Origin of the sequence: Kribbella sp. CCNWLW201 (genome assembly GCF_037203805.1) — a bacterium.
GTDB lineage: Bacteria > Actinomycetota > Actinomycetes > Propionibacteriales > Kribbellaceae > Kribbella.
This window is the reverse complement of sequence record NZ_JBBCBQ010000008.1, coordinates 374,685-400,326: the sequence shown is the minus strand read 5'-3', so window position 1 is coordinate 400,326 and position 25,642 is coordinate 374,685. Positions and strand designations below refer to the sequence as shown.

Below are 25,642 nucleotides of genomic sequence, written 5' to 3'. Positions count from 1 at the left end.
TACTCTGCCTTGTTCAGAAGCACTGGTACGACGGGCCTTGTTCAGAAGCCGCCGTACGACGGGCTGCGAGGGCCGGACCGTATCCCGGCCCTGGCAGCGAACCGCCGGACTAGATCGCTCCTGGTCGGTCATGTGGTTCGGCGACCTTTTCGGGGTCGACGCTGCGCAACTCATGGCTGAGTGCCTCGAGCTCCGAACCACCGGCCATCTCGTTGGTCAGCTGGGCCAGCGTGAGGTCCGCTCGGTGGGTGTCGAGCGCGACCCGGCCCAGCTTGAGCACCACGAAGTGATTGCCCACCAGGTAGGCGTGGTGCGGGTTGTGAGTAATGAACACGACCCCGAGCCCGGCGTCGCGAGCCTTGACGATGTACTTCAGCACCACCCCGGACTGCTTCACGCCGAGCGCGGCGGTCGGCTCGTCCAGGATCAGCACCTTGGCGCCGAAGTAGATCGCCCGGGCGATCGCGATGCACTGCCGCTGGCCGCCGGACAGCATGCCGACCGGCTGTTCCAGGTTGGGGATCGAGATCCCCATCTTGGTCAGTTCCTCGTCGGCGATCCGCTTCATCCGCCGGTCGTCGAGCCGGCCGAACGGGCGTTTGGTGATCTCGTTGCCGAGGAAGAAGTTCCGCCATACCGACATCAGCGGGGCGAGTGCCAGGTCCTGGTAGACCGTGGCGATCCCGCTGTCCAGCGATTCGCGCGGTGAGCTGAACCGGCGCTCCTCACCGTTCACCGACAGGGTCCCGTCGGTGTGCTCGTGCAGGCCGGCGATGATCTTGATCAGCGTCGACTTGCCCGCGCCGTTGTCACCCAGCACACAGGTGATCTCCCCCTGCCGGACGGCCAGCGAGACGCCACGCAACGCGTGCACGTTGCCGTAGCTCTTGCCGACCTCCTCCAGGTGGACGATCGGCGTGGTCGGGCTGGTGGACGCCTCGGACGCAAACCCCTCTGTCGTGGTCATCGTGCTTCCGCCTGCCTCTTGACGACGAGGTTGACAATCGTTGCTAGCAGCAACATCACCCCAAGGAAGGCTTTGAACCAGTCCGGGTTCCAGCCGGCGTACACGACGCCCAGCTGGACCATGCCGAAGATCAGCGCGCCGATCGCCCCGCCGACGACCGAGCCGTAGCCGCCGGTGAGCAGACAGCCGCCGACAACCGCCGCGATGATGTAGAGGAACTCCTTGCCGACCCCTTCACCGGACTGCACCACGCCGTTGGAGTTGAACAGCAACTGCATGCCGGTGAACCAGGCGAAGAAGCCCACCGCCATGAACAGCCCGATCTTGACCTTCTTCACCGGTACGCCGACCGCCCGGGCCGCCGCGGCGTCGCCACCGACCGCGAAGATCCAGTTGCCGATCTTCGTCCGCAGCAGCACCCAGGCGGCGAGCGCGACGAACGCGATCCACCAGACCACGATGATCTTGATCGTGATCCCGCCCAGCTTGAACTCCGAGGCGAAGACCGCCTTGGCCGCGCCGAACCCGTCCATGTCACTGATCGAGTTCGACGCCACCGCTCCGGAGGCCAGCCGGGTCACCGCGATGTTCAGGCCCTGCAGGATGAAGAAGGTGCCGAGTGTCACCAGGAAGCTCGGCAGCCCTGTCCGCATCAGCAGCCAGCCGTTGAACGCGCCGATCAGCAGGGAGAACGCGAGCGCCGCAATCACTCCGGCCCAGACGTTCAAGCTGAACTGATAGGCGAGCAGACCGGCAGTCAGACCGGAGGTCGTCACCGCGACCCCGGCCGACAGGTCGAACTCGCCGCCGATCATCAGCAGCGACACCGGCACGGCCATCACACCGATCAGCGCGGCCTGGTACAGGATCGTGCCGGTGTTGTTGATGTCGCGGAACGGCGGCGCGGTGACCAGGAAGAACACCAGGATGACCGCCGCACCGACGAGCGATCCGATCTCGGGCCGGCTCAGCAGCCGGGCACCGATCGATCGGGTCGAGACCCGGTCGTCGGTCGCCGCAGGCGAGGTGATGGTCGATGCCATGGCGGTGCCTCAGCGCGTCCCGGCCGTGGCGTACTTCTCGACGGCCTCGATGTTGGTCTTGTCGATGAACGCCGGCCCGGTCAGCGTGGCCTCGCCGCCGCCGATCGTGTTGCCGTTCGTCTTGTACAACCAGATCCCGTCGATCGCCAGGTACCCCTGCAGGTACGGCTGCTGGTCGACGGCGAAGTCGACGGTGCCGTCCTTGACCGCCTTGGCCATCTCCTTGCTCATGTCGAAGCTGCCGATCTTGGCCGACGAGCCGGCGTCCTTGGCCGCCTGGACCGCGGTCAGCGCGATGCCGGCGTTCAGCGCGACCACGTAGTCGGCGGTCTTGTCGGTCTGGAGCTTGGACGTGAGTGTCGCCTGGGTGCCCGGCTGGTCGGTCCCGTTGACGTTCACGTTCGAGACGGCGTCGCCGAGCTTGTCCTTGATGCCCTGGCACCGTGCCTCGAGGCTGACGTTGCCCTGCTCGTGGATGACGCAGATGACCTTCTTCGCGCCGAGCTGCTTCAGCTTGTCACCGGTCGCCTGGCCGGCGATCCGCTCGTCCTGCCCGAAGTAGCCGATCGCACCGGTGGACTTCCAGGAGTCCAGACCACCGTTGAGGATGGTCACCGGGATCCCCGCCGCGATCGCCTTCTTGACGTTCGGGATCACCGCGTCCGGCTTGTTCAGGGTGACCGCGATGCCGTCGACCTTGGAGTCGATCGCCGTCTGCACCAGGTTCGCCTGCGCGGCGCCGTCCGGGTCGGACGAGTACGTCAGCTCGATGTTGTCCTTCTTCGCGGCCGCCTCCGCGCCGCGCCGGACGATGTCCCAGAAGGTGTCACCGGGACCCGAGTGAGTGATCAGCGCGACCTTCATCCGCGGAGTGTCCGCGACGTTGCCGCCCGAGCCACCGGAGCCCTCCTCTTCCTGCTTGCCGCCGGAGCTGCTGCAGGCACCCATTGCCACGACCAGCGCCAATGCCGCCCCCGCGGTCATCGCCTTCTTCTGCCACCGAACCATCGCTACAACCAGCCTTTCAAAGGATCCGCGGTCACACCGCGGTGTTGCGTAGGACCAGAGAGTGCACACTCTGCTGGTCGTCAGATCGATACGCCACCCCCGTGGGATCTCAGATAGGCCAACGTTCGCTCCGCGATCGGCAGCGGTACGTCGGGCGGACACGGGTACATGTCCTGCTCGACGATCGCGAACAGGTCCACCTCGAGCCCGGCCAGTGCCGCCAGCAGCGGCGGGAGCTCGGGGATTCCGTTCGGCGGCTCGCACATCACGCCGCGCTTGACCGCCTCGTCGAAGCCGACCCCTTCGGCCTCCACCGCAGCCAGGATCTCGGGGTCGACCTGCTTGAGGTGGACATACCCGATCCGGTCCGGATGATCCTGGATCAGCTTCAGGTTGTCGCCACCGCAGTAGCTGATGTGGCCGGTGTCGAGGCACAGGTTCACGTACGCACCGTCGGTGTCTTTGACGAAGCGCTCGACGGTCTCCGGATTGTCCACATGACCATCCGCATGCGGGTGGTACTGCGTCTTCAGCCCGTACTCCTCCGCGATCCGGCGACCGAGCTCGGTGACCTGCCCGCCGTGCCGGACCTGCCCCTCGCGGTCGAGACGCGGCTCGGTGATCTCGCCGGTCCCGCCGTCGCGCCACATCGACGGCATCACGACCAGGTGCTTCGCACCCATCGCCGCGGTCAGCTCGGCCACCTTGGAGACGTCACGCCAGGTCGAGTCCCACGAGTCCGACCGGTGCAGTTGCTCGAAGGTGGTGCCGGCCGTCATGGTCAGGCCACGCTTGTCCAGCTCCTCCTTCAACCGGGCGGGGTCGGTCGGCAGGTAGCCGTACGGCCCGAGCTCGATCCGGGTGTACCCGGCCGCGGCGACCTCGTCGAGGAACCTCTCCCACGGCGTCTGCTGCGGATCGTCGGCGAACCACACACCCCACGAGTCCGGGGCGCTACCGACCCTTACCTGGCCCATGTCAGCGATCTCCCTCGGTCGGCGTCAGATACGGCCGCTGGTCCTTCTTGGATTCCTGGTACGACGCCGACGCGGCCTGCGTGGAGTCGAGCGCCGACACCTCACTGACCGGCACGTCCCACCAGGACTCGCTGTCCGGAGCGCCGATCAACGGATCCGTGGTCACGTGGATCGCGATCGGTCCGTCCGCGGCCTTCGCCGTACCGATCGCCTTCTCCAGCTCGGCGCGGTCGTGCACCTCGATCACGTCCAGGCCGAGACTGCGGACGTTCGCGGCCAGGTCGACCGGCAGGTAGTCGCCGTCCAGGCGTCCGTCGTTGCTCCGGCGCCGGTACGACGTACCGAAACGCTGCGAACCCAGCGACTCCGACAGCGCGCCGATCGAGGCGAAGCCGTGGTTCTGGACCAGGACGACGACGACCTTCACGTTCTCCTGGACCGCGGTGACGAGCTCGGTCGACATCATCAGGTACGACCCGTCGCCGACCATGATGAACACGTCGCGATCCGGTGCGCCGAGGCGGACGCCGATACCGCCGGCGATCTCGTAGCCCATGCAGGAGTAGCCATATTCGACGTGGTATCCCTTCGGGTCGCGCGTCCGCCACAGTTTGTGCAGGTCGCCCGGCATCGAACCGGCTGCGCAGACCACCACATCAGACGGCGCCGACAATTCGTTCACGGCACCGAGCACTTCGCCCTGTGTCAGCAGGCCTTCGGCGAGATTCGCGGTCACCTCGGCCGGCGGGTTGTAGGTGTTTTCCACAATCGCGTCCCACCGGGTTGCGAGCGTGACGGTCAACGACCTGTACTGGTCACTCACAGACCAGTCACCAACCGCGGATCGCAAGGAAACAAGGGCTTCCCGGGCATCCGCGACGAGAGGAAGGCCGGCATGTTTGCCACCGTCGAAGCGCGCCACGTTGATGTTGACGAACCGCACGTCCGGGTTCTGGAAGGCGGTCCGGGAGGCCGTCGTGAAGTCGCTGTACCGGGTGCCGATGCCGATCACCAGGTCGGCGTCCCGGGCCAGAGCGTTGGCTGCCGTGGTCCCGGTCGAGCCGACGGCTCCGACCGACTGCGGGTGGTCGTAACGCAGCGATCCCTTACCTGCCTGGGATTCCGCCACCGGGACGCCGGTCGCCTCGGCGAACTCGCGGAGCGCGTCCTCGGCCCCGGAATAGTGCACACCGCCGCCCGCCACGATCAACGGCCGCTGCGCGGACCGTAGGAGATCTACCGCCTTGTCGACAATTGATGCTTCGGGCAACGGCCTTGCGACGTACCAGGTGCGCTCGGTGAAGAGCTCCTCGGGCCAGTCGTAGGCCTCGGCCTGAACGTCCTGCGGCAGGGCCAGGGTCACCGCGCCGGTCTCGACCGGGTCGGTCAGCACGCGCATGGCGTTGAGCAGTGCCGACGGCAACTGCTCGGGGCGCCAGACGCGGTCGAAGTACTTCGACACCGGGCGGAACGCGTCGTTGACGGTGAGGTCGCCGGCGCCGAAGCTCTCCAGCTCCTGCAGCACGGGTGTCGCCACCCGGGTCGCGAACACATCCGAAGGGAGGAGAAGAACAGGCAGCCGGTTGATAGTTGCCAGGGCCGCGCCGGTCACCATGTTGGTCGAGCCCGGGCCGATGCTTGCCGTGCAGGCATAGGTCTGGAGCCGGTCCCGGGTGCGGGCGAAGGCGGATGCGGTGTGCACCATGGCCTGCTCGTTGCGGGCCAGGATGTACGGCAGCGCGTCCGGGTCGTCGAGCTCGGCCTGCAGCAGCGCCTGACCGACACCGGCCACGTTGCCGTGGCCGAAGATGCCCAGGCATCCGGCGAACAGCCGCTGCCGTTGTCCGTCGCGCTCCGAGTACTGGACGCTCAGGAATCGCACCAACGCCTGCGCGACTGTCAGACGCACCGTCATGACTCTTCTCCTCCAAAGGGCAGTCGGGGGTCGATCTGCTGCGTGTTCCACAGCTCACGGACCCAGCCGTGCTGGGGGTCGTCGGTGATCAGCCACTCGCGTTCGGTCCCCGGGCCGGCCATCACGTTCAGGTAGTACATGTCATAGCCAGGAGGCGCCATCGCAGGACCATGCCAACCATGAGGCACCAGCACCAGATCCCCACTGCGAACTTCCGCGAGGACATCGATGGGGCGGTCCTCGGTGCCGTAGACCCGCTGGTAACCGATCGGGTCGTTGCCCTTGACACCTTCCGGGGCGGCGTCGGAGAGCTGCAGCTCGAAGTAGTAGATCTCCTCGAGCTCACTCTCCTTGCCAGGCTTGTGCTCGTCGTGCTTGTGCGGCGGGTACGACGACCAGTTCCCTGCCGGGGTGAGAACTTCGCAGGCGATGATCGAGTCGGCCTCGAGGACGGACGGCGTACCGAAGTTGCGGACCTGTCGGGATGACACGCCGGCGCCGCGGAGTTCGGTCTCCACCTGCTCGACGCCGATCCGGCGGTACGGGTAGTCGTTCGCGGCCTTCGCGTGCGGGAAGGCGATGCGGGCGCCGCCTGCGCTGGTGACCGCGACGGTCGTGCCACGCGGTACGTACGCGAGGTCGGTCGGGCCGGCGAACACGTCGGCGCGGCCGCCCAGCGCGAGGGTTTCGCCTTCGACGATCACTTCGGCCGAGCCGCTCAACGGCAGGACGAGGTACTCGCAGTCGCCGGTGTCGATCTGCACCGACTGGCCCGGCAGCAGCGTGCGGATCGACAGTCCGGTGTGATGCCAGTCCGGCTCCCCCGGCTGGACCATCAACTCGAACCCGTCGCGTGCCGTCGTACCGGAGGGCCTGAACCATTGCGTCATGCGGCACCTCCGTGGACGAGGGCGGCGGCCTGGTCGACGGCGGCGGCCACGTCACCGTTGGGCGGGAAGAGCAGAGCCCGGCCGACGACGAGACCACGGACGGATGGGAGGCTGAGCGCCTTGCCCCACGAGGCGTACGTCTCCTCGGGTGAGACAGTCGGGTCACCGCCGAGCAGCAGCGTCGGCAGTGTCGTTGCCTCCATCACCCGCTCGAGGTCATCGACGACGGGCAGCTTGAGCCAGGTGTACGCACTGGTCGCGCCGAGGCCGGCGGCGATGTGGATCGACTTGATCACCGAGTCCGGGTCGAGCAGGTTCGTCACCCGCCCGTCCGATCGCGTCGACCAGAACGGCTCGACCATCGCCATCAGCTTGTGCTCGGCGAGTCCGGTGACGGCGGCGGCGCTGCTCTCCAGCGTCGCCACCGTGCCCGGGTCGCCCAGGTCGATCCTGGTCAGCATCTTGCCGCCGTCGAGCCGGCGGGAGGCGATCTCGCCGGCCGAGCGGTACGCGGTGAAACGGTCGTCCAGCTCGAAGCACGCGCCCTGCAGGCCACCGCGGTTCATCGAGCCGATGACGACCTTGCCCTCGAGCGCCCCGAGCAACAGCAGGTCTTCGAGTACGTCGGGAGTCGCAAGGACACCGTCGACACCGGGCCGCTCCAACGCCGTTGTCAGCCGGTCGATGAGGGCCGGGCGGCTCGCCATCGCCATCCGGTCACTGCGGACGCCGAGCGCACCCCGCGCCGGGTGGTCGGCCGCGACAATCAGCAGTCGACCGTCCGCACCGACGAGCTCGCGGCGACGCCGCTGCTGCCACGCCTCAGTAATCCGCTCCGGCTGCCGCACCCGCAACTCAGTCAGATCGGCCGTGCTGATGATTCGTTCGCTCATGCCTCCACCTCGCTGGCGCTCGGCTCCGACATGAGCGAGAACTCGGCTGTGTCTCTTGTTCGCTCGCTGCGCTCGCTCATGCTTGTTCACCCAGCAGATTCAGGACCTCGGCCTCGGAGGGCATCGCGGTCGAGCATTCGAGGCGGGAGGCGACGATCGCGCCGGCCGTGTTGGCGAACCGGATCACCTTCTCCAGCGGCCAGCCCGCGAGCAGTCCGTGGCAGAGCGCGCCACCGAAGCCGTCGCCGGCACCGAGGCCGTTGACCACGTCGACCGGGAACGGTGGGACCTCGACGCGCTCGTCGCGGGTGCGGGCCAGGGTTCCCTTCGGGCCCTGCTTGACGATGGCCAGATCGAGGCCGCGATCGAGCAGGGCCTGGGCAGCCTTGTCCGGGTCGGTCTCGCCGACCGCAACCTCGCACTCCTCACGGTTGCCGACGGCAACCGTGCAGAACTCGAGGGCGCGGCTGACCTGGTCGTGCGCCTCGGTGGGGTCGGCCCAGAACATCGGCCGGTAGTCGAGGTCGAGCACGGTCAGCGGGCGGCGTTCGCGGGCTTCCCAGGCGACGAAGTGGGCCGAGCGACTGGGCTCGGCGGACAGGCCGGTGACCGTCGACCAGTAGATCCGCGCGTCGCGGATAGCGGTCAGGTCGAGCTCGGACGGGTAGATCTCGAGGTCCGGGGCCTTGGGGAACCGGTAGAAGTACAGCGGGAAGTTGTCCGGCGGGAAGATCTCGCAGAAGGTGATCGGCGTCGGAAGGTTGTCGACCGGCGTCACGTACCGGTCGTCGACGCCGAGCTCACGCAGCGTCCGGTGGATGAAAGTGCCGAACGGGTCGTTGCCGGTCCGGCTGATCACCGCCGACCGCCGCCCGTGCCGGGCCGCCGCCACCGCGACGTTCGTGGCACTCCCGCCCAGGAACTTCCCGAAGCTCTCCACATCCTCCAGGTGAGTCCCCACCTGCAACGGATACAGATCCACCCCGATCCGCCCAATAGTCAGTACCTCGTCCGCCGCCGCCTGCCCATCCGCCGGGCCAACCTGCTCCGCACTCAGATCACGCGGGTTGCCGGCCTCCGCCGCACCCGGCGCTGTGGCGCCGCCTTCCGTTGTACCCGGTGCGGTGGCACCAGGCAGGCCGCCGACCGGCGAGGTGGAGCCGGGGCCCGCAGGACCTGCGGGGACCTGCCCGGCTACGGCGCCAGCGACCTGCCCGTCGGCTGGGTTGTGCGCGACCGGCTGCGCACCTGCCGGTGAGGTGGGGGCGGGAGGCATCTGGTCGTCGGGGCTCATGCGAGGGTCTCCGCGATGGTGTGGAGGTGGGTGATGCTGGTGCGGACGTCGGTGACGGGGCCTTCGTCGGTGGGGCGGGACTGGAGGATGGTGTCCTGCTCCAAGACGTACCAGCCGCGGTAGCCGGCGGTCTCCAGGGTGGCGACGATCGTGGTGAGGTCGATGTCACCGGCGCCCAACGGCCGGTACATGCCTTCGCGTACGGCGTCCGTGTAGGAGACCTCACCGGCCTGGACCTTCGCGGCCCACCCTGCGTCGACGTCCTTCAGATGCGTGTGCTTGATCCGCGCGGTGTGCTCGAGCGTCAGCGCGACTGGGTCCACCCCGCCGATCAGCAAGTGGCCGGTGTCCAAGGTGAGTCCGATCGACGACCCCCGCAGTACCCGGTCGACGTCGTCGGCGTTCTCGACCATGGTCCCGACGTGCGGGTGGATGGTGGCGAGCACCCCGCGCTCGGCAGCGAGGGCGGACAGCTTGTCCAGGTTGCCGAGCAGCGTGTTCCAGCCGGTCTCGTCGAGCACCGGGCGGTCGTCGTACCCCTCCTGGCCGGTCGCGGCGGCGAGGACCAGCGTGGTCGCGCCGGCGGCGACGAAGCCGTCGAGGGCCGTGGCGACCTCCGGGGACGGGTCATGCGACGGGTCGTGCAGGACGACCGGGACGAAACCGCCGACGGCGCGGAGGCCGACGTCGGCGAGGGTCTTCGCCTTCTCCGCCGGGTCGTCGGGGAGGAAGCCGTCCGGACCGAACTCGGTCGCCGCGATGCCGACGTCGCGCATCTCGGCGAGCACCGTCTCCGGGTCGTACTGCCAGCCCCACCCGGGGACCTCGCAGACGCCCCACGAGATCGGGGCTCCGGCGATCCGGAGTACAAGGTCAGTCATCGGGCCGATCTCCTCTGTTGTCGAAGGGGTCACAGGTGGACGAGGCGGTTCTCGCGCCGGGAGAGTTCGCAGGCGTCGGCGATCCGGAAGGCCTGGTAGGCGTCCCGGACCGTGCACGGGACCTCGCGGGTCCCGGCGACCACCTCGGTGAAGGCGGTCAACTCAGCGACGTACGCGGGCCGGAAGCGGTCCATGAAGGTGGCGTGCGGAGGACCGCCGGGGAAGATGACACCGGCTTCGGCCGACCGCAGCGCGGTGTGCTCGTCCAGACCGATCGCGACCGAGCCGAGGCTGCCGAGGATCTCCATCCGGACGTCGTGGCCGGCGGCGTTGTACCGGGTGCCGCTGACCGAGACGAACGTGTTGTCGTCGAGGGTGAGCAGCGCGGCCGCCGCGTCGATGTCGCCGTACTCGCCGAAGAAGGGCTCACCGCGGTTCGCGCCGGTGGCGAAGACGCTGACCACCTCGCGGCCGGTGACGTACCGGATGATGTCGAAGTCGTGCACGGTGCAGTCGCGGAAGAAGCCGCCGCTGGTCGGGATGTACTCGGCCGGCGGCGGGAACGCGTCGTTCGTGTTCGCCCGGATGTGGTGGACGAAGCCGAGCTCACCGGCGCGTACCTGGGCGGCCGCGGCCTGGTACCCGGCGTCGAACCGGCGCTGGAAACCGATGTGCACCGGCACGTTCGAGCCCTCGACCAGCTCGACCACGCGGAGGGTGTCGGCCAGGTCGATCGCGACCGGCTTCTCGCAGAACGTCGGGATCCCCGCGGCGACACCGGCCTCGATCAGGTCCGCGTGCGCCGACGTCGCGGCGGCGATGACGAAACCGTCCAAGCCCGCGGCCAGCAACGCGTCCACGTCCGGCGCGTACTCCAGCCCGAGATCCTTGGCGACCAGCTCGGCGCGCGTGGGGTCGGCATCCGCGACCACCACCTGGTCCACCGCCGGCAACCCCTTCAGGGTCGCGGCGTGGAACGCCCCGATCCGCCCGACCCCGACCAACCCGATCCGCATCCGCAGCCCTCTCCTCGGCATCCGAAACATCACCCGGCACAGCACCGGAAATGTCCACCCCACTGGCGCGCCGGATCCCGCCCGGCCGCGCGCTGGTTGATCGCCAGCTTTCCGGCCCGTGCGGGAGGTGTCAATAGTTTGTTAACACATTTTCACGTAGAGACATACATACCTCGTCGTTGTAACATCCGCTCATGACCGCCTTGCCGATTCAGCTCGATCGGTCGAGCCCGGTGCCGCTGTATCACCAGCTCGCCGAGCAGCTGACCGCTGCCATCACCGACGGCCGGCTGCGCCCGGGCGACCCGTTCGAGAACGAGATCGGCATGTCCGACCGGCTGAACCTGTCCCGGCCGACCGTCCGCCGGGCCATCTCCGAGCTGGTCAACCAGGGCCTGCTGGTCCGCCGGCGCGGCATCGGCACCACGGTCGCGAACCAGATGGTGCACCGCAAGGCCGAGCTGACCAGCCTGTACGACGACCTCGAACGCGAGGGACGGACACCGCGCACCGAGGTGCTCTCACTCGACTGCGACACCCAGGACGACCGCGCGGCCGCCGTACTCGAACTCCCACCCGGGACCCCGCTGGTGGCGATCGTGCGGCTCCGGTACGCCGACGACATGCCGCTCGCGATCATGCGCAACTGGTTGCCTCCGGCACTCGACAACCTGACCCTGGAGGAACTCACCAGCACCGGTCTGTACGCCGTCCTCCGGGCGCGCGGGATCCGGCCGACGGTTGCCCGGCAGCGGATCGGCGCGCGCAACGCGACTGCCGACGAACGCCGTACCCTGCACATGTCCAAGGCCGAACCGCTCGTCACCATGACGCGGTCCGCGTACGCCGCCGACGGCTCGCCGGTCGAGTTCGGCGACCACTGCTACCGCGCCGACCAGTACTCCGTCGACGTCATCGTCTCCGAACGCTGATCAGCGCACCACGGCAGCCTTGAAGCTCGGCGCGAGCTGTATCAGGCCGAACAGGCAGTGACCGCACCAGAACACACCCAGACCGGACTCGGCGGCCTCGTCACGCACGACATAGACGAGGTTCAGACAGCTCCGCCCGCAGTGCGGACAAGGCAGACTGCCCACCCTGTCCGCATCCGCCGACGCCACCTGGTAAGCATCCATCCAGGCCGCGAACTCAGCACCCGGTTCGTAGCTCACACACCTATCCTGTCGGACCTTTTGCCTGACGAATCAGGCAAAAGTTCACGCTTGGTTCGCCAGTAGGGTCCGTACCAGCCGGAGGCCGACCGACAGGTGCGCCAGTTCCGGTCCTTCGGTCTCGACGATCTCCTCGAGCATGGTGGCGGCCCGGGACAGCGCGGCCTCGTTCTGGTCCTGCCAGGTGATGACGCGCTGCTCGGGTTCGGCCGACGCGTCGGTGGTTTCCAGCACCTGCGCGGTGAGCCGGGCATGGACGGCGTGCAGGTCGTCGCGCAGTGCCGCCCGGGCCATCGTCTGCCAGCGGTCGGTGCGCGGCAGGTTGATGATGCGCTCCAGGAAGCGGCCGAGCTGCAGGCGCTCGCCGAGGGCGAAGTGGACCTTGGCGACCTCGAGGATGTCGAGGTCGTCATGCGACGCGGTCTCGACGATGCCCAGGCCTGCGTACGCCGGTGGCAGTACGGCGATCCTGGTCGCGAAGTCGGCCGAAACCCCCTTCTCCACCAGGGCTTCCCGGCGCTGCTCGAACAACGCCAGCTCGCGTCCCCGCAGTACCTCCGGCAGTGCGGCGGTGAGCTTGGCGATCCCCGGCGCGAAGAACTCGATCAGCTCCTCGATGTCGACCGGTGGGCGCCGGTTGCTGACCAGCCAGCGGGTCGCCCGCTCGACCAGGGTCCGCGTCTCCAGCCGCATCCCGGTCTGGGTCTTGGCGTCGACGAGGTTGTCCAGCTCGGCGTTGCGGGAGAGCAGATCCGGCTGCTGGAAGATCCGGCTGGCCGCCAGGTTCGCCCGGACCACGTCCTCGACCGTGCCGCCGGTCTCCAGCGAGAGCCGGTGGTACGCCGTGATGCCGGAGGTGTTCACGAACTCGTTCACCACCTGGGTGGTGATGATCTCCCGACGCAGCTGGTGGTTCTGGATCTGGTCGGCGAACCGTTGCTGGATCGGCTTCGGGAAGTAGCTGGCCAGCTTGTGCGCCAGGAACTGGTCGTCCGGCAGCGACGTCTTCAGCAGGTCCGCCTCGAGCACGATCTTCGTGTAGGCGACCAGCACCGACAGCTCCGGCGTCGACAGTCCACGGCCCTCGGCCTTGCGCCGCTTGAACTCCGCCGCACTCGGCAGGAACTCCAGCTCGCGGTCCAGCAGTCCCTGCTTCTCCAGCCGCCGTACCCAGTCCTGATGGACGTGCATCAGGGCCGGCGCCTGCGCGGTCGCGTTCGCCAGCGCGATATTCTGCCGGTAGTTGCTCTTCAGCACCAGCCCGGCCACCTCGTCGGTCATCGACGCGATGATGTCGTTGCGCTGTTTCTCGGTCAGGTCGCCGTCGGCAACCACCTTGTCCAGCAGGATCTTGATGTTCACCTCGTGGTCAGAGGTGTCCACGCCGGCCACGTTGTCGATGAAGTCGGTGTTGATCCGGCCGCCGCTCAGCGCGTACTCGATCCGGCCGAGCTGGGTGAACCCGAGGTTGCCGCCCTCGCCGACCGCGCGGGCGCGCAGCTCCGACCCGTTGACCCGGATCGCGTCGTTCGCCTTGTCGCCGACGTCGGCGTTGGTCTCGCCTGTCGACTTCACGTAGGTGCCGATCCCGCCGTTCCAGAACAGGTCGACCGGCGCCTTCAGGATCGCGTTCATCAGCTCGGCCGGGGTCAGCGTCGCTGGCGCCCCCTCGATCCCGAGCACCTCGCGCACCTCGGGCGAGATCGGGATCGCCTTGTCGGTCCGCGGGAACACCCCGCCGCCGGCCGAGATCAGCGCCGCGTCGTAGTCCGCCCAGGACGACCGCGGCAGCTCGAACAACCGGCGCCGTTCCGCGAAGCTCTTCGCCGCATCCGGTGACGGGTCCAGGAAGATGTGCCGGTGGTCGAACGCCGCGACCAGCCGGATGTGCTCCGACAGCAGCATCCCGTTGCCGAACACGTCACCGGACATGTCGCCGACACCGACCACGGTGAAGTCCTGGTTCTGGCAGTCGTGTCCCAGCTCGCGGAAGTGCCGCTTGACCGATTCCCATGCGCCGCGTGCGGTGATCCCCATCGCCTTGTGGTCGTACCCGACCGAACCACCCGAGGCGAACGCGTCACCCAGCCAGAAGCCGTACTCCTTCGCCACCCCGTTCGCGATGTCCGAGAAGGTCGCGGTGCCCTTGTCCGCGGCCACCACCAGATAGGCGTCGTCACCGTCGTGCCGGACCACGTCCCGCGGCGCGACGATGTCCCCGGCGACAATGTTGTCGGTGATGTCGAGCAGCCCGGAGATGAAGGTCTTGTACGACGCGATGCCCTCGGCCAACCACGCGTCCCGGTCGACCGCCGGGTCCGGCAACTGCTTGGCGTAGAACCCGCCCTTCGCACCCACCGGCACGATCACCGAGTTCTTCACCATCTGCGCCTTCACCAGGCCGAGCACCTCGGTCCGGAAGTCCTCCCGCCGGTCCGACCAGCGCAGACCACCGCGGGCGACGGCGCCGAAGCGCAGGTGCACACCTTCCACCTGCGGCGAGTACACGAAGATCTCGTACGCCGGCCGCGGCTGGGGCAGATCCGGGATCGCCTTCGGCTCCAGCTTCAGCGAGATGTACGGGCGCGGCGAGCCGTCGGCGACGGCCGGCTGGAAGTAGTTGGTCCGCAGCGTCGCCTTGATCACGGTCAGGTAGGACCGCAGGATCCGGTCCTCGTCCAGGCTCTTCACCGTGTCCAGCGCGGCCAGGATCTCCTTCTCCAGCTGGCCCGCCACAGTCAGCCGGTCCGGGTCGTCGGCGGCACCGCGAGCCGGGTCGAAGCTGGCCTCGAACAACTGGACCAGCAGTCTCGCCACGTCCACGTGGTTCAGGAAGGTGTTCTCGATGTAGTTCTGGGTGAACGGCGTACCGCCCTGACGGATGTACTTCTGGTAGGCACGCAGGATCGACACCTGCCGCCATTCGAGGTTCCCGCGCAGCACCAGCGCGTTCAGCTTGTCGGACTCGGCCCGGCCTTCCCAGACCGCCTGGAACGTGTCGTTGAACAGCTTGCGCAGCTCGGGCCGTTCCTCGGTGTCGGTCGGCACCTTGAGCCCGAAGTCGTAGATGTACGCCGTCGCGTCGCCGGACCGGATCTCGTACGGACGCTCGTCGATCACCTCGACGCCCATGTGGGTCAGGTGCGGCAGTACCTGCGACAGCGACAGCGACGAACCGGTCCGATAGACCTTGAAGCGCCGCTCGCCCGCCCACTCCTCGTCGATCGGGGTGTAGAGCGACATGGCCAGGCCGTTCTCCGGCGGCAGGCCCTCCAGTACGCCGACGTCGTTGACAGCGACGCGAGCGTCGAAGTCCTCCTTGTATGCCTCCGGGAACGCGTCCGCATACTTGCGGGCCAGCTGGGCGACCGCACCGTCACCACCCTTGGCGTGCAGTGCGGCGGTGAAGTCGTCGGCCCAGGCCCGGGTCGCCTCGACCACCTTCTGCTCGACCAGGTCGGCGTCGTACTCGCCGACCGTCTCGCCCTGCTTCATCCGGACGACGAAGTGGACGCGGGCCAGCACGGACTCGGTCACATAGGCGGCGTACGTGACGGTCTCGGCGCCGATGGCGTCCTTGAGGATCTGCTGCATCTTCAACCGGACCGCGGTGGTGTAGCGGTCACGCGGCAGGTAGACGAGGCAGGACAGGTAGCGGTTGTAGACGTCCCGCCGGACGAACAGCTTGACCGCGCGGCGCTCCTGCATGTGCAGCACCGACTGCACGATCGGCAGCAGATCCTCCACCGGAGCCTGCAGCAGCTCGTCGCGCGGGTAGGTCTCCAGTACGTCGAGCAAGCCCTTGCCACTGTGGCTGTTCGGGTCGAAGCCGGTCAGCCGGAACAGCTCCAGCGCCTTGCGCCGCAGCACCGGCACCTGCATGACGCTCTCGGTGTACGCCGTCGACGAGAGCAGACCGATGAACCGGGACTCCGCCACCGGCTCGCCATTCGCGTCGAACTGCTTGATGCCGACATAGTCCAGGTACGCTGACCGGTGCACGGTGGAGCGGGAGTTCGCCTTGGTCAGGATGAGCAGCTTGCGCTCCTGCGCCTTCGCGCTCACCTCGGGCGGCAGCTTGCCCGAGTTCGGCTTCGGGTCGGCCCGGAGGATGCCCAGGCCAGAGCCCGGCCGGCCGCGGAGGATGCCCTGCTCGCCCTCCATGGTGAAGTCGTACTCGCGGTAGCCGAGGAAGGTGAAGTGCTCGTCGGCGAGCCACTCGAGCAGCTCGCGGGCCTCTTCGACCTCGTTCTCGCCCACCGGCAGGTTGGCGGCGTCCAGCCCCTCGGCGATGGTGACGGCCTTCTCGTGCATCTTCGGCCAGTCCTCGACCGCGACCCGGACGTCGTGCAGCACCCGCTGCAGCTCCTCCTCCAGTGCCCGCTGCTCGCCGACGTCGGGGATCCGCTCGATCTCCAGGTGCATCCAGCTCTCCCGGACCAGGTCGTGCTCGTCCGAGGAGGAGGTGTCGTCCAGAACCTCCTGCAGGGTGCCCGCGATGTCTCGCCGTACGACGAACTGCGGGTGGATCAGCCCCTGCAGCTCGAGGTTGTGCTCGTTGATGACCATCGACGCGCTGTCGACGAGAAACGGCATGTCGTCGATGACGATCTCCACCACGGTCCGGCCTTCCGCGGACCAGCCGTGGTCCTCCGGGGTCGGGGTGAAGACGTGGACCTTCGCGGTCCCCTGCGGCCGCGACGTCGCGGACTTGTAGTGGTGCTTCGCGGCACCCAGGCAGTCGGTCGGCTCCCGCTCGGCGACGTCCTCGGCGGCGACATGGCGGTAGTACCGCTCGAGGAAGGTTTTCAGTCTGGCCGGATCGATCGACTTGTCGTGCCCGTGTGTTCCCGCAGCCACCGCCTTGGCGAGCACTTCCGCCTTCTGGACGTCCAGCTTGCTCTGCATTCCCCACCGTCTCCAACGCGTGACATCGGCGCACTTCGCGCCGGACCGCACGACATTGTGCCGTCACTCAGAGACTAGTCCACCTTTGTCACTGGTGTGATGTCGGGACGAGCCTGTCCGAAGCCTGATCAATCACGTTTAACAGGTGCGTCGAGACGTAGTGCCAGAGCCGGGCAGGCGAGTACTGCGCGGCGCGCATGCGGCAGCTCACGGGCGGTGATCTCACGGCCTCGGAGGACCGGGAATCCCCACTCGTCGAGAGCCACGTCGTCCGGCAACAGGGTGGCGCAGAGGCCGTGTCCGTCGCAGCGGGTCCAGTCGATCTCTACCTTGTTCACCACGCGCCTCCTGGTACCGGCAAGATGCCCTTCGTCTGTCGCCCGCAGCCGCCACCGTCGAGGTGCAGCCTGACGTCCTCGCCGAACACCTCCAGCGCGGACGCGAGGAACCGCGCCGATCCGTCGGGGTGTGCACACGCTCCCCGCCCCGGGACCAGGCCCAGGTGTCGCTGCGCGTCGTGCCAGCCGGACGGGTCGCCCTTCACGAGCCGGTCGAAGTCGTCGACCAGTGAGGCGAGTCCGAACACGCACGGCCCGCACTGCCCGGCCGACTGACTCGCCAGCCACTGCGAGACCCGGTGTACTTCGCCGAGCGGACAGGTCTCTGTACCCAGCGCCAGAATGATCCCCGCGGACACATCCGGTCGTTTCAGGACCACACCGCCGCTATGCGGCAGCCATCGGCCGTGGTACCCACCGAGCAACACCGGTCCGGCCTCGGCGCCGGCGTACTGCATCACGGCCTCCAGGGGTACGCCGGTCGGCGTCTCGATCACTCCAGGTCGCCGTACCGCACCATCGACCGTCAGCAACTGCGTCCCGGGCTCGCTGATCAACCCGGTGCCACTGAACCCCTTGGCCCCCAGCCGAGCGAGTATGGCGAGCTGCGCGAACGTCTCCACGTTCGACAGGAACGTCGGACGCCGGTGGTACCCCTTCCGCGTCGGCAACACCCTCCGACCCGGCGGTACGGCGGGACCACCTTCGAGCACGCTCAACACCGCACGGGCCTCGCCTGCGACAAAGCGGCCCGGGGTGTCACTCACCTCGATCGCCAGACCGTCCTCTCGCTCCATCAGCGCCTCACGGACAGAGCTGGCGGCTTCGGCATCGTGCACGGCGATCAGCACGTGTGGAGCGCCGAGGGCCCGGGCCAGTCCCGTGGCACCGTCCAGAACCAGGTGTGGCGCGAGTGTGAGAAGCAGGCGGTCCTTGCGGCTCACCGGCTCGCTCTCAGAACCGTTGACGACCACAGCCTCGATGCCCTTGGCCGGTAGGTCGGCCAGCTTGAGCGCGACCGGGAATGCAGCACCACCGCGTCCTCGCAGTCCCACAGCCTCGGCCAGCTTGGTGTAGTCCTCGCGAGTGAGGTTCGGCTGAGCTCCATGAGTAAAGAGGTGTCGCTGCCGGTCGGCCCGGCCCTGCTCGAGTCCGGCCAGCAGTCTCGGCTCACCGATGACCCTCAGGTCGACTCTGCTTGCTTGCAACGTCATCATCGGGTTCTCCCGGCTCGTGCGAGGTTGAGCGGTGTACTGGTGCGTGCTGCCTGACTGCGGATCCGGTAGGCACCCGCTCCGGCGACTGCGGCCAGGCAGCCGATCGTGATGGCGAGCATCCACGGCGTACTGCGGTCCGTACCGGCCAGCAGCGCGTGCCCAATGGACAGCAACCAGCCGGCCGACGCGGCGATGTGGATCGTCCGCCAGTGCTTGGTGAAGGCTTCGGAGCTGGCCAGCCGACCACGGGCGGCTCCGACAAGGGCGGCGAGCACCAGCCCGTACAGGGCGAGCGTGCCGACCACCATGGCGAAGGGACGGTAGCCAGCGGCGAACGGCCAGACCAGAACCGTCGGACTGATAGCCACGTAGCTGTCGGAGATCACCGCGACCACATGAGCGACCAGCAGGATCAGACCGGTGGCTGCGGCCGATCGGTGCACGTACTGCAGCCAGAACCGCCGCTCGGGCTTGCGACTGCCCGACGTGAGGATGCCGAGTGACGCCGACACCGTGAACATGACCATGGCGACGACCCCGGCCGCGCGGGCCAGGTACCACAGCGTCATCAGGCGGCCCTGCTTGCCGCGGGCCAGCCCGCCAGCTCGGTGACCTCACCGTCGTCCGCCACCAGCCGAGCCGGGTGACCGGCCAGCGTCAGTCGCCCGACAGCCGCCTCGCCTGTCGCGACGAGCGCCGTACTGAAGGTGTTCGCACGTACGGCGGTCGGCGCCCAGACCGACGCGGTCCGCCACGGCCCGTCCGCGGGCTTGCCGGTGCGCGGGTCGATCAGGTGATGCGCGGAGCCCTCAGGGGTCTCCCAGCGCCGTACTGTCCGCGTGGAGGTCGTCAGGCCGCCGTGAGCGAGGGTGACCAGCACTCCGGGATCGCCGGCGCGCTCGGCGACCGTGATGACCCACGGCTCGGCCGGCTCACCGGCAGCGCGCAGGTCCCCACCGATCTCGACCAGCACCGCACACCCGTACCGCTTGCTGAGTACCAGCGCGGCCCGGTCCGCAGTCCACGCCTTGGCGATGGCCCCCAGGTCAAGAGCAGAGTCCTTCGGTACGCCGAGCAGCGCGAGCTTCCGGTTGAGTCGAACCTGCTCCCAGCCGGGGATCGGCTTCGGGTCCTCGGCCGGCTGCGGGAGGCGCCTCCGTACCCGCTCGATGTCGTCGTTGTAGCCGGCCGCGATCACCGCGGCGCCGACCGTCGGGTCGACCGCGCCGCCGCTCATCGACGCGGCGACCAGGCTGACGTCGACCAGATCGACCAGCAGCCGCGACACCGGGACCATCGAGCCGGCCCGGTTGTTGACAATCGACAGCTCGGAATCCGGCCGGAATCGGCTGGCTGCCTTGTCGACCCGGTCCATCAGCGCCTTCAGCTCACCGCAGGCAGCGCCGAGGACGGCCGGGTCGTCGACCGTCAGCCGGACCGTGCAGCTCCACGCGGTCCAGGTCCGGGACGCGCTCATGACCCGTTGCTCCCACCCTGCGACGTGGAACCCGACGACGCCGAACCGAGCCCGCTGCTGCTCGAGTCGTCCGAGCTGGAGCTGCTGCTCGAGCTGTCGGAGCTGCTGGTGGAGCTGCCGGAGTCGGAGCTGCTGGAGCTCGCCGTCGTACCTGTGCTGCTGCCGGAGTCGGACTGACGGGCGGACAGGACGGCGACCGACAGCCCGGTGCCGCCGATGCCGAGCACCGCCGTCGCGACCGCAGCCGCCGAGGCCCGGCGCAACCAGCGCCGGCGGGGAGAGTGGGACGCTTCGAACGCATCTGTGGTGACCATGGCCGTAAGCCTCCCGGGAGGCTCCTCAGCCGCACTCCAAGAGAACGTCAAGCGACCATCAAGTTCTCCTGAGCGTTCTCTGAGAAGTGCTTCTCAGGTCAGCACAGGCCGCTGACCTCCGGTGGGCAGTCGGACTCGCAGTGATTGCCGATGGCGTCGACGATCTCGTCGGAGGCCTCGCCGAGGGCGATCAACCGGTCCTTGCCGAGGACGTCGACGAAGAACTCGCGGACCCGGGCGGCATGCACGGGCGCACAGGCCCGGATCGCGGCCAGGCCCTCCTCGGTGATGACGATCTCGGGGTAGCGGGAGTCGCAGGCCTCCTTGCGGATCAGGCCGCGCTTCTCCATCCGGCTCAGATGGTGCGACATCCGGCTCTTCTCCCACTGCGTCGCCCGGCCGAGCTCGAAGGCGCGCATCCGGCCGGACTCCGACTCGGACAGGTTGACCAGGATCTCGAAGTCCGAGCTGGACATGCCGAACTCACGCTGCAGGTGCCGCTCCAGGTGCGTCGTCAGCGTTTTGTTCATCAGCAGATAGCTCCGCCACGCGGTCTGCTCGTCGGCATCCAGCCACGGTCCCTTGCCCACGAACCCCATCCTACCCGACTGGGTTGACACATCAACTCAACTCGCTAAGCTGGGGTGAGTTGACACATCAACCCAAGGAGTTCGCGAATATGAGCAAGAAGCTGATCGCCGTCGTCGGAGCCACCGGAGCACAGGGCGGAGGACTGGCCCACGCGATCCTCGAGGACCCGTCCGGGGAGTTCGCCGTACGGGCGCTGACCAGGAACCCGGAATCCGCTGCCGCCAAGGCACTCGCGGCGGCCGGCGCCGAGGTGGTCGCGGCCGACCTCGACGACGAAGCCAGCGTGCGTGCCGCCTTCGAGGGCGTGTACGGCGCTTACGTGGTGACGAACTACTGGGCTCCGCGGACCCCCGAGGAGGAGGCCGAGCGGACCCGCGCCGAGATGGAGCTGGCCCAGGCCGAGACCGCCGCCCGGGCCGCTCGCGAGGCCGGCGTCGCCCACGTGATCTGGTCGACCCTCGAGGACACCCGCCCGTTCTTCGGCGACCGGGACGACGTATCCAGCCTGGACGACGGCCGCTACAAGGTCCCCCACTTCGACGCCAAGGGCGAAGCCGACGCCCTCTTCACGTCACACGCCGTACCCACGACATTCCTGCGTACGACGTTCTACTTCGACGCCTTCATCAGCGGAATGGGACCGACCCGCGCCGAAGACGGCACCCTGACCATCACCATGCCGATGGCCGACAAGCCGCTGTCCGGTATCGCCTCCGACGACATCGGCCGAACCGCCCTCGCCATCCTCAAGCGCCCCGACCTCATCGGCACCACGATCTCGATCGCCGGCGACCACCTCACCGGCTCCGAATACGCCGCAGCCCTCACCGAGGCCCTCGGCGAGAAAGTTGCCTACCGCCCCCTTTCGTGGGACCAGTACCGAGCCCTCCCCTTCCCCCTGGCCACTGAGTTCTCGAACATGTTCCAGTTCTACGCCGAGGACCACGAACGCTTCACCGGCGACCGCAACCTCGCCAAGGTCCGCGAGCTGAACCCGGCCCTCCAGTCCTTCCCCGACTGGCTGGCCAAGCACAAGGACGTCATCCCCACGAAGTAGGCCGGCCGATCCGCCCTGGCCGGGTCAGCTGGTGAGTTTGGTCAGGGCGGGTTGCATCAGGGTGAGGGTGTAGGGGACGGAGTAGATGGTCGGGTTGCCGAAGGCGGCGGCGTTGTCGTTGGTGAGGAACAGGGTGGCGCCGGTGCGGGCGGCCGGGAGGGCGTTCCAGCCGGGGACCTTGGCGAACTGTTCCGGGCCGCCGCTCAGCGGCCACATCAGGACGAAGTCGGCGGCGAGCAGATCGACGCGTTCGGCCGAGATCATCACCCTGGTGTTGCCCTTGGCAACTGTCTTGATGGCCGGCAGGAGCTTCATACCGGTGGCCGAAGTGATCAGCTTGGTGGCCGGGTCGGTCTCGTCGGCGACCAGGCCGAACTGGCCGTCGGCGGTCAGTTGGCCGAAGACGAAGGTCTTGCCGTCCAGCGGATGGGCGGCCCTGAAGTCGGTGACCTTCTTCTCCACCTCGGTGACCAGTTGCTTCGCTTGATCGTCCTGGCCGACGATCCGGCCCGCGGTCGTGGTGACGTCCTGCCAGCTGTCGAGGACTGCCTTCGCGTCCATCACCGGGACCGTCGGCGCCACCGCCGCGAGCTTGTCGTACGTCGCCTTGTCGCCGACGTACCCGGCCAGGATCAGATCAGGCTGAAGCGCGGCGAGCTTCTCGATGCTGATCTCCGCCAGCGTGGTCATCTCGATCAGCTGCGACTCGTGCTCCGGCGTCCAGGAGAAGCGGTTGCCGGGACCGGAGTACCCGGTGGTGACGTACTCGGCCAGGATCGGCACCTCGAGGGCGATCAAGGCATCGGTCCACGAGCCGCTCATGGTCACCACCCGCTTGGGTGACCCGCTGATCGTCGTCGATCCGTAGTGGTGCTCGATGACCAAGGATGCCGGTTCGGAAGGCCCGGCAGCTTCATCCTGCCCACACCCGGCCAGCAGGACCGCAAGCCCACCCGCCAGCACGCTAGGCCGCCTCACGCGTGAAGTCATGAGGGGAGCCTAACCTTACCTAGGGTGCAGCGAGCACCAGGACGACCTCGTTCCGTCCGATGGACAAGTGCCCGCCGGCGGCCTCGGCGCAGCGGCGAGCGATGTCGAGTCCCAGGCCGGTCGAGCCACGATCGCTCCGGCCCCGCTCACCGGCGCCGAGCGGGATGCCAGGCCCCTTGTCGGCGACGACGATCCGTACGCCGTGAGTCTCGCGCGTCAACGTGATCCGTGCCGGTGTGCCGTCGGGCGTGTGGGCGACGACGTTCTCGACCAACGCATCCAGCGCGGCACCGAGGTCCTCCGCGGACGCACGAACGATCGCCGGCGGCGCCGGGAGATCCAGGGCGAGCTCCCGGCCCTGGTCTTCGAACAGCGGCTCCCAGAAAGCAGCCCGTTGCCTGGTCACCTCGACCGCATCGCAGTGCGGTACACGGCCCTCTCGCTGCGGTCGTCGGGCCGCGCTGATCACCGCGGTCAGGGTCCGCTCCAGGCTGTTCACCTGGGTGTTGAGCTCCTCGGCGCGCTCGCGATCCGGCAACGCCTCGACCTGCAGCCGGAGTGCTGTCAACGGCGTACGGAGTCGATGGGACAGGTCGGCGACGGCTTCGCGTTCGACCGCGATCACCTCGTCGATCCGGTCGGCGAGACCGTTGAGCGCGGCACCGACCTTGGCGACCTCGGCCGGGCCGGTCGTCGGGGCCCGGGCGTCCATGTCGCCGAGTGCCAGGCGTTCCGCCGTACCGGCTGTCTCTTCCAGCGGGCGGGCGAGCCGGCGGGAGACGAGTTCGGCGCCGAGGATGCTGAGCAGCAGGACGAGCAGGCTGCCGCCGATCAGGATGAGCACGCGCGGGACGAGGCCGTCGTACAGTTCGTCCGCGGTCAGGTACAGGCAGACGGACGCGGGGCCGCTCGCCGTACCGACACTGACCTCGACCGCCATCCCGCTGCCGACGTCGCGGTAGTCGGCGTCACCGATCTTCGGCGGCCCCTTCTTGTCGTCGTCGTCACCGTCGCCGTAGTCGCTCGGCAACGCCTTCGGCGCCGAGACTCCACCCGGCGGCGGATCGCCCAGCGTCGTCCCGTCGGCGAGCCGCACCGAGATGGTCCCGGGCTTGTCCGCGAGGCCCTCGATGTACGCCGTGATGTCGTCGGCCGTGTGGTCCTTGTCGCCTACGTAGTACGCGACCGACTCGGCCAGGTAACGCGCCTCGTCCTTCGACTCCGACGCGGTCGTGCTCCGCAGCAGGATGATCAGCGGTACGGCGAACGCCAGCACGACCAGCGTGGTCATGCCGACCGAGAGCAGCAGGATCCTTCGACGCATGGTCAGCCGCCGGACAGCTTGATGCCGACACCACGGACCGAGTGCAGGAACCGCGGCTCGGCCGCCGTCTCACCCAGCTTGCGGCGCAACCAGGACAGGTGGACGTCGACCGTACGATCGCCGCCGCCCCACGGCAGACCCCACACCTCGGCGAGCAACTCGCGCTTGGTGACCACCGCTCCAGGGCGACGGGACAGGGCGAGCAGGAGGTCGAACTCCTTACGGGTCAGGTCGACCGGCGCACCGTCGACAGTCACCTCGCGACTGCGCGGGTCGATCCGCAGCGCGCCCAGGTCGACCGTCGACTCGCCTTGCTGGTCATGACCGAGTCGCCGCAGTACGGCGCGGATCCGGGCGTCGATCTGGGCCGAGCTGAACGGTTTGATCACGTAGTCGTCCGCACCGGCGTCGAGCAACTTGACCACGCTGGCGTCGTCGTCGCGGGCCGTTGCCACGATCACCGGTACGTCGCTGACCGCGCGAACCATCGCGAGTACGTCGCGGCCGTCCAGATCCGGCAGGCCGAGGTCGAGCAGCAGGACGTCGGGACGGTCCCGCGCGACCACGGCGACACCTTCGGCACCGGCGGCCACGGCCGTGACGACATGGCCGGCGGCCGTCAGGGACTTGCCCAGCGACGTCCGGATCGCATCATCGTCCTCGACCAGCAACACCCGAGCCATGCGATGAGGGTAGACGGCGGGCGGAACTCCACCACTCACCAACCGCGAACTTGCCGGCGCGCTGAGCGTGGTTGCCCGGTTCAGGGGCCCTCGGTCGGGACTTGCTGAGTGCTGGAGGTCCGCGGCACCTTCAGCCCGGTGCTGCGGAGTTCAAGGCTCGCGAGCCGGGTGATGATCTCGGTGTCGCCGTCGCGCCAGGCCGCGACCGGGTCGTCGGAGATCTTGGCCAGCCGGTGCATCGGCTGGTTCGCCATCGCCCGGAGCGCGAACAGGTCCAGGTCCGCGGCGCTGTCGATGAACTTCCGCGCCGCCGTCGCCCGCCGCGAGAACCGGATCCGCCGCGGCAACCAGATCAGCAACGCGAACAGCACCGGCAGCCCGATCGTCACCCCGGCCAGCAGATACGCCAACTGCTCCACCGCATGCGCCTGATCCCGGCCCGCCTCCGCCAGCTTCCCCGCCGCCCCCGCGGCACCGTCGACAGGCGACCGCAACTGGTCCCCCACCACCGGCACCTTCCCGATCGGCTCCGACAGCCGCCGCAGATCCCCCGCCAGCCCGTCCCCCGCCTCAGCCGCCTTCCGCCCCGGCGCCCCCAACGCATTGGTGATCCGGAACACCAACCGCCCGAGCTCCACACACACCCAGATCCACCCCACCAACACCAAATCCCCAACAACCTGCCCA

The 25,642-nt window shown here is 68.4% G+C and carries 24 protein-coding genes; 3 read left to right on the top strand and 21 right to left on the bottom strand.

Going from position 1 to position 25,642, the window contains the following annotated elements:
* Positions 1–109: 109 nt before the first annotated feature.
* The 10 genes from V9K99_RS30340 to V9K99_RS30295 form a co-directional block, all read right to left on the bottom strand.
* Positions 110–967, bottom strand: a complete 858-nt coding sequence (locus V9K99_RS30340; RefSeq protein ID WP_337005462.1) for an ATP-binding cassette domain-containing protein — start codon at positions 965–967, stop codon at positions 110–112.
* The gene (locus tag V9K99_RS30335) at positions 964–2,010 is read right to left on the bottom strand and encodes an ABC transporter permease (RefSeq protein WP_337005460.1); all 1,047 of its coding nucleotides are present in this window, start codon (positions 2,008–2,010) and stop codon (positions 964–966) included. Before V9K99_RS30335 ends, V9K99_RS30340 begins: the two co-directional genes overlap by 4 nt.
* A gap of 9 nt (positions 2,011–2,019) precedes the next feature.
* The gene (locus V9K99_RS30330; RefSeq protein WP_337005458.1) at positions 2,020–3,018 is read right to left on the bottom strand and encodes a sugar ABC transporter substrate-binding protein; all 999 of its coding nucleotides are present in this window, start codon (positions 3,016–3,018) and stop codon (positions 2,020–2,022) included.
* A gap of 80 nt (positions 3,019–3,098) precedes the next feature.
* Positions 3,099–3,995 (bottom strand): TIM barrel protein, encoded by an 897-nt coding sequence (locus V9K99_RS30325; protein WP_337005455.1) that lies wholly within the window; start codon positions 3,993–3,995, stop codon positions 3,099–3,101.
* A 1-nt stretch (position 3,996) separates the two neighbouring features.
* Positions 3,997–5,910, bottom strand: a complete 1,914-nt coding sequence (iolD, locus tag V9K99_RS30320) for a 3D-(3,5/4)-trihydroxycyclohexane-1,2-dione acylhydrolase (decyclizing) (RefSeq protein ID WP_337005453.1) — start codon at positions 5,908–5,910, stop codon at positions 3,997–3,999.
* A complete protein-coding gene (gene iolB / locus V9K99_RS30315; RefSeq protein ID WP_337005451.1) occupies positions 5,907–6,800 on the bottom strand; it encodes a 5-deoxy-glucuronate isomerase in 894 nt (297 codons plus the stop codon). Before iolB ends, iolD begins: the two co-directional genes overlap by 4 nt.
* The gene (locus V9K99_RS30310; protein ID WP_337005449.1) at positions 6,797–7,693 is read right to left on the bottom strand and encodes a Cgl0159 family (beta/alpha)8-fold protein; all 897 of its coding nucleotides are present in this window, start codon (positions 7,691–7,693) and stop codon (positions 6,797–6,799) included. The genes iolB and V9K99_RS30310 overlap by 4 nt, the downstream gene beginning before the upstream one ends.
* A 76-nt stretch (positions 7,694–7,769) precedes the next feature.
* Positions 7,770–8,750, bottom strand: coding sequence for a 5-dehydro-2-deoxygluconokinase (iolC, locus tag V9K99_RS30305; RefSeq protein ID WP_337005586.1), 981 nt, complete (start codon positions 8,748–8,750; stop codon positions 7,770–7,772).
* A 233-nt stretch (positions 8,751–8,983) separates the two neighbouring features.
* Positions 8,984–9,868, bottom strand: a complete 885-nt coding sequence (locus V9K99_RS30300) for a sugar phosphate isomerase/epimerase family protein (protein ID WP_337005447.1) — start codon at positions 9,866–9,868, stop codon at positions 8,984–8,986.
* Between the two features lie 29 nt (positions 9,869–9,897).
* Positions 9,898–10,884 (bottom strand): Gfo/Idh/MocA family protein, encoded by a 987-nt coding sequence (locus V9K99_RS30295; RefSeq protein ID WP_337005446.1) that lies wholly within the window; start codon positions 10,882–10,884, stop codon positions 9,898–9,900.
* 194 nt (positions 10,885–11,078) lie between these two features.
* Here V9K99_RS30295 and V9K99_RS30290 point away from each other — a divergent pair, with 194 nt between their 5' ends.
* Positions 11,079–11,816, top strand: coding sequence for a GntR family transcriptional regulator (locus V9K99_RS30290; protein ID WP_337005444.1), 738 nt, complete (start codon positions 11,079–11,081; stop codon positions 11,814–11,816).
* On the opposite strand, the gene V9K99_RS30285 is transcribed toward V9K99_RS30290, so the two are convergent.
* The 6 genes from V9K99_RS30285 to V9K99_RS30260 all read right to left on the bottom strand — a co-directional run bounded on the left by V9K99_RS30285 (position 11,817) and on the right by V9K99_RS30260 (position 19,996).
* Positions 11,817–12,056, bottom strand: a complete 240-nt coding sequence (locus V9K99_RS30285) for a hypothetical protein (RefSeq protein WP_337005442.1) — start codon at positions 12,054–12,056, stop codon at positions 11,817–11,819.
* Positions 12,057–12,101: 45 nt separating this feature from the next.
* A complete protein-coding gene (locus tag V9K99_RS30280; RefSeq protein WP_337005440.1) occupies positions 12,102–16,964 on the bottom strand; it encodes an NAD-glutamate dehydrogenase in 4,863 nt (1,620 codons plus the stop codon).
* A 128-nt stretch (positions 16,965–17,092) separates the two neighbouring features.
* Positions 17,093–17,302 carry a ferredoxin gene (locus tag V9K99_RS30275; RefSeq protein WP_337005438.1) on the bottom strand — a complete coding sequence of 70 codons (210 nt, stop codon included), beginning with the start codon at positions 17,300–17,302 and terminating at the stop codon, positions 17,093–17,095.
* Entirely contained in the window at positions 17,299–18,519 is a 1,221-nt protein-coding gene (locus V9K99_RS30270) for an NADH-ubiquinone oxidoreductase-F iron-sulfur binding region domain-containing protein (RefSeq protein ID WP_337005436.1), read from the bottom strand. Before V9K99_RS30270 ends, V9K99_RS30275 begins: the two co-directional genes overlap by 4 nt.
* Entirely contained in the window at positions 18,516–19,088 is a 573-nt protein-coding gene (locus tag V9K99_RS30265; RefSeq protein ID WP_337005433.1) for a hypothetical protein, read from the bottom strand. Before V9K99_RS30265 ends, V9K99_RS30270 begins: the two co-directional genes overlap by 4 nt.
* Positions 19,088–19,996 carry an FAD:protein FMN transferase gene (locus tag V9K99_RS30260; protein WP_337005431.1) on the bottom strand — a complete coding sequence of 303 codons (909 nt, stop codon included), beginning with the start codon at positions 19,994–19,996 and terminating at the stop codon, positions 19,088–19,090. The genes V9K99_RS30265 and V9K99_RS30260 overlap by 1 nt, the downstream gene beginning before the upstream one ends.
* Before the next feature lie 24 nt (positions 19,997–20,020).
* Here V9K99_RS30260 and V9K99_RS30255 point away from each other — a divergent pair, with 24 nt between their 5' ends.
* Positions 20,021–20,173, top strand: a complete 153-nt coding sequence (locus tag V9K99_RS30255) for a hypothetical protein (RefSeq protein ID WP_337005429.1) — start codon at positions 20,021–20,023, stop codon at positions 20,171–20,173.
* Positions 20,174–20,408: 235 nt separating this feature from the next.
* On the opposite strand, the gene V9K99_RS30250 is transcribed toward V9K99_RS30255, so the two are convergent.
* Positions 20,409–20,909 (bottom strand): MarR family winged helix-turn-helix transcriptional regulator, encoded by a 501-nt coding sequence (locus V9K99_RS30250; RefSeq protein ID WP_442914737.1) that lies wholly within the window; start codon positions 20,907–20,909, stop codon positions 20,409–20,411.
* Positions 20,910–20,989: 80 nt separating this feature from the next.
* On the opposite strand from V9K99_RS30250, the gene V9K99_RS30245 reads away from it, so the two are divergent.
* Positions 20,990–21,958: an NmrA/HSCARG family protein gene (locus V9K99_RS30245; protein ID WP_337005425.1), complete on the top strand. Its 969-nt coding sequence runs from the start codon at positions 20,990–20,992 to the stop codon at positions 21,956–21,958.
* A 24-nt stretch (positions 21,959–21,982) separates the two neighbouring features.
* On the opposite strand, the gene V9K99_RS30240 is transcribed toward V9K99_RS30245, so the two are convergent.
* The 4 genes from V9K99_RS30240 to V9K99_RS30225 all read right to left on the bottom strand — a co-directional run bounded on the left by V9K99_RS30240 (position 21,983) and on the right by V9K99_RS30225 (position 25,614).
* Positions 21,983–22,948 (bottom strand): ABC transporter substrate-binding protein, encoded by a 966-nt coding sequence (locus V9K99_RS30240; RefSeq protein ID WP_337005423.1) that lies wholly within the window; start codon positions 22,946–22,948, stop codon positions 21,983–21,985.
* A 19-nt stretch (positions 22,949–22,967) separates the two neighbouring features.
* Complete coding sequence (locus V9K99_RS30235; RefSeq protein WP_337005421.1) at positions 22,968–24,272, bottom strand: sensor histidine kinase; 1,305 nt, start codon at positions 24,270–24,272, stop codon at positions 22,968–22,970.
* A gap of 2 nt (positions 24,273–24,274) precedes the next feature.
* On the bottom strand, positions 24,275–24,955 hold the full coding sequence (locus tag V9K99_RS30230; RefSeq protein WP_337005419.1) for a response regulator transcription factor: 681 nt from the start codon (positions 24,953–24,955) through the stop codon (positions 24,275–24,277).
* An 80-nt stretch (positions 24,956–25,035) separates the two neighbouring features.
* Positions 25,036–25,614 (bottom strand): hypothetical protein, encoded by a 579-nt coding sequence (locus V9K99_RS30225; RefSeq protein ID WP_337005417.1) that lies wholly within the window; start codon positions 25,612–25,614, stop codon positions 25,036–25,038.
* Positions 25,615–25,642: the final 28 nt, after the last annotated feature.

Excerpts from the sequence above, each read along its gene's own strand:
- V9K99_RS30340 (WP_337005462.1), bottom strand. The coding sequence starts at position 967 with ATGACCACGACAGAGGGGTTTGCGTCCGAGGCGTCCACCAGCCCGACC.
- V9K99_RS30335 (WP_337005460.1), bottom strand. The coding sequence starts at position 2,010 with ATGGCATCGACCATCACCTCGCCTGCGGCGACCGACGACCGGGTCTCG.
- V9K99_RS30330 (WP_337005458.1), bottom strand. The coding sequence starts at position 3,018 with ATGGTTCGGTGGCAGAAGAAGGCGATGACCGCGGGGGCGGCATTGGCG.
- V9K99_RS30325 (WP_337005455.1), bottom strand. The coding sequence starts at position 3,995 with ATGGGCCAGGTAAGGGTCGGTAGCGCCCCGGACTCGTGGGGTGTGTGG.
- iolD (WP_337005453.1), bottom strand. The coding sequence starts at position 5,910 with ATGACGGTGCGTCTGACAGTCGCGCAGGCGTTGGTGCGATTCCTGAGC.
- iolB (WP_337005451.1), bottom strand. The coding sequence starts at position 6,800 with ATGACGCAATGGTTCAGGCCCTCCGGTACGACGGCACGCGACGGGTTC.
- V9K99_RS30310 (WP_337005449.1), bottom strand. The coding sequence starts at position 7,693 with ATGAGCGAACGAATCATCAGCACGGCCGATCTGACTGAGTTGCGGGTG.
- V9K99_RS30300 (WP_337005447.1), bottom strand. The coding sequence starts at position 9,868 with ATGACTGACCTTGTACTCCGGATCGCCGGAGCCCCGATCTCGTGGGGC.
- V9K99_RS30295 (WP_337005446.1), bottom strand. The coding sequence starts at position 10,884 with ATGCGGATCGGGTTGGTCGGGGTCGGGCGGATCGGGGCGTTCCACGCC.
- V9K99_RS30290 (WP_337005444.1), top strand. The coding sequence starts at position 11,079 with ATGACCGCCTTGCCGATTCAGCTCGATCGGTCGAGCCCGGTGCCGCTG.
- V9K99_RS30280 (WP_337005440.1), bottom strand. The coding sequence starts at position 16,964 with ATGCAGAGCAAGCTGGACGTCCAGAAGGCGGAAGTGCTCGCCAAGGCG.
- V9K99_RS30270 (WP_337005436.1), bottom strand. The coding sequence starts at position 18,519 with ATGATGACGTTGCAAGCAAGCAGAGTCGACCTGAGGGTCATCGGTGAG.
- V9K99_RS30265 (WP_337005433.1), bottom strand. The coding sequence starts at position 19,088 with ATGACGCTGTGGTACCTGGCCCGCGCGGCCGGGGTCGTCGCCATGGTC.
- V9K99_RS30260 (WP_337005431.1), bottom strand. The coding sequence starts at position 19,996 with ATGAGCGCGTCCCGGACCTGGACCGCGTGGAGCTGCACGGTCCGGCTG.
- V9K99_RS30250 (WP_442914737.1), bottom strand. The coding sequence starts at position 20,909 with ATGGGGTTCGTGGGCAAGGGACCGTGGCTGGATGCCGACGAGCAGACC.
- V9K99_RS30245 (WP_337005425.1), top strand. The coding sequence starts at position 20,990 with ATGAGCAAGAAGCTGATCGCCGTCGTCGGAGCCACCGGAGCACAGGGC.
- V9K99_RS30240 (WP_337005423.1), bottom strand. The coding sequence starts at position 22,948 with ATGACTTCACGCGTGAGGCGGCCTAGCGTGCTGGCGGGTGGGCTTGCG.
- V9K99_RS30235 (WP_337005421.1), bottom strand. The coding sequence starts at position 24,272 with ATGCGTCGAAGGATCCTGCTGCTCTCGGTCGGCATGACCACGCTGGTC.
- V9K99_RS30230 (WP_337005419.1), bottom strand. The coding sequence starts at position 24,955 with ATGGCTCGGGTGTTGCTGGTCGAGGACGATGATGCGATCCGGACGTCG.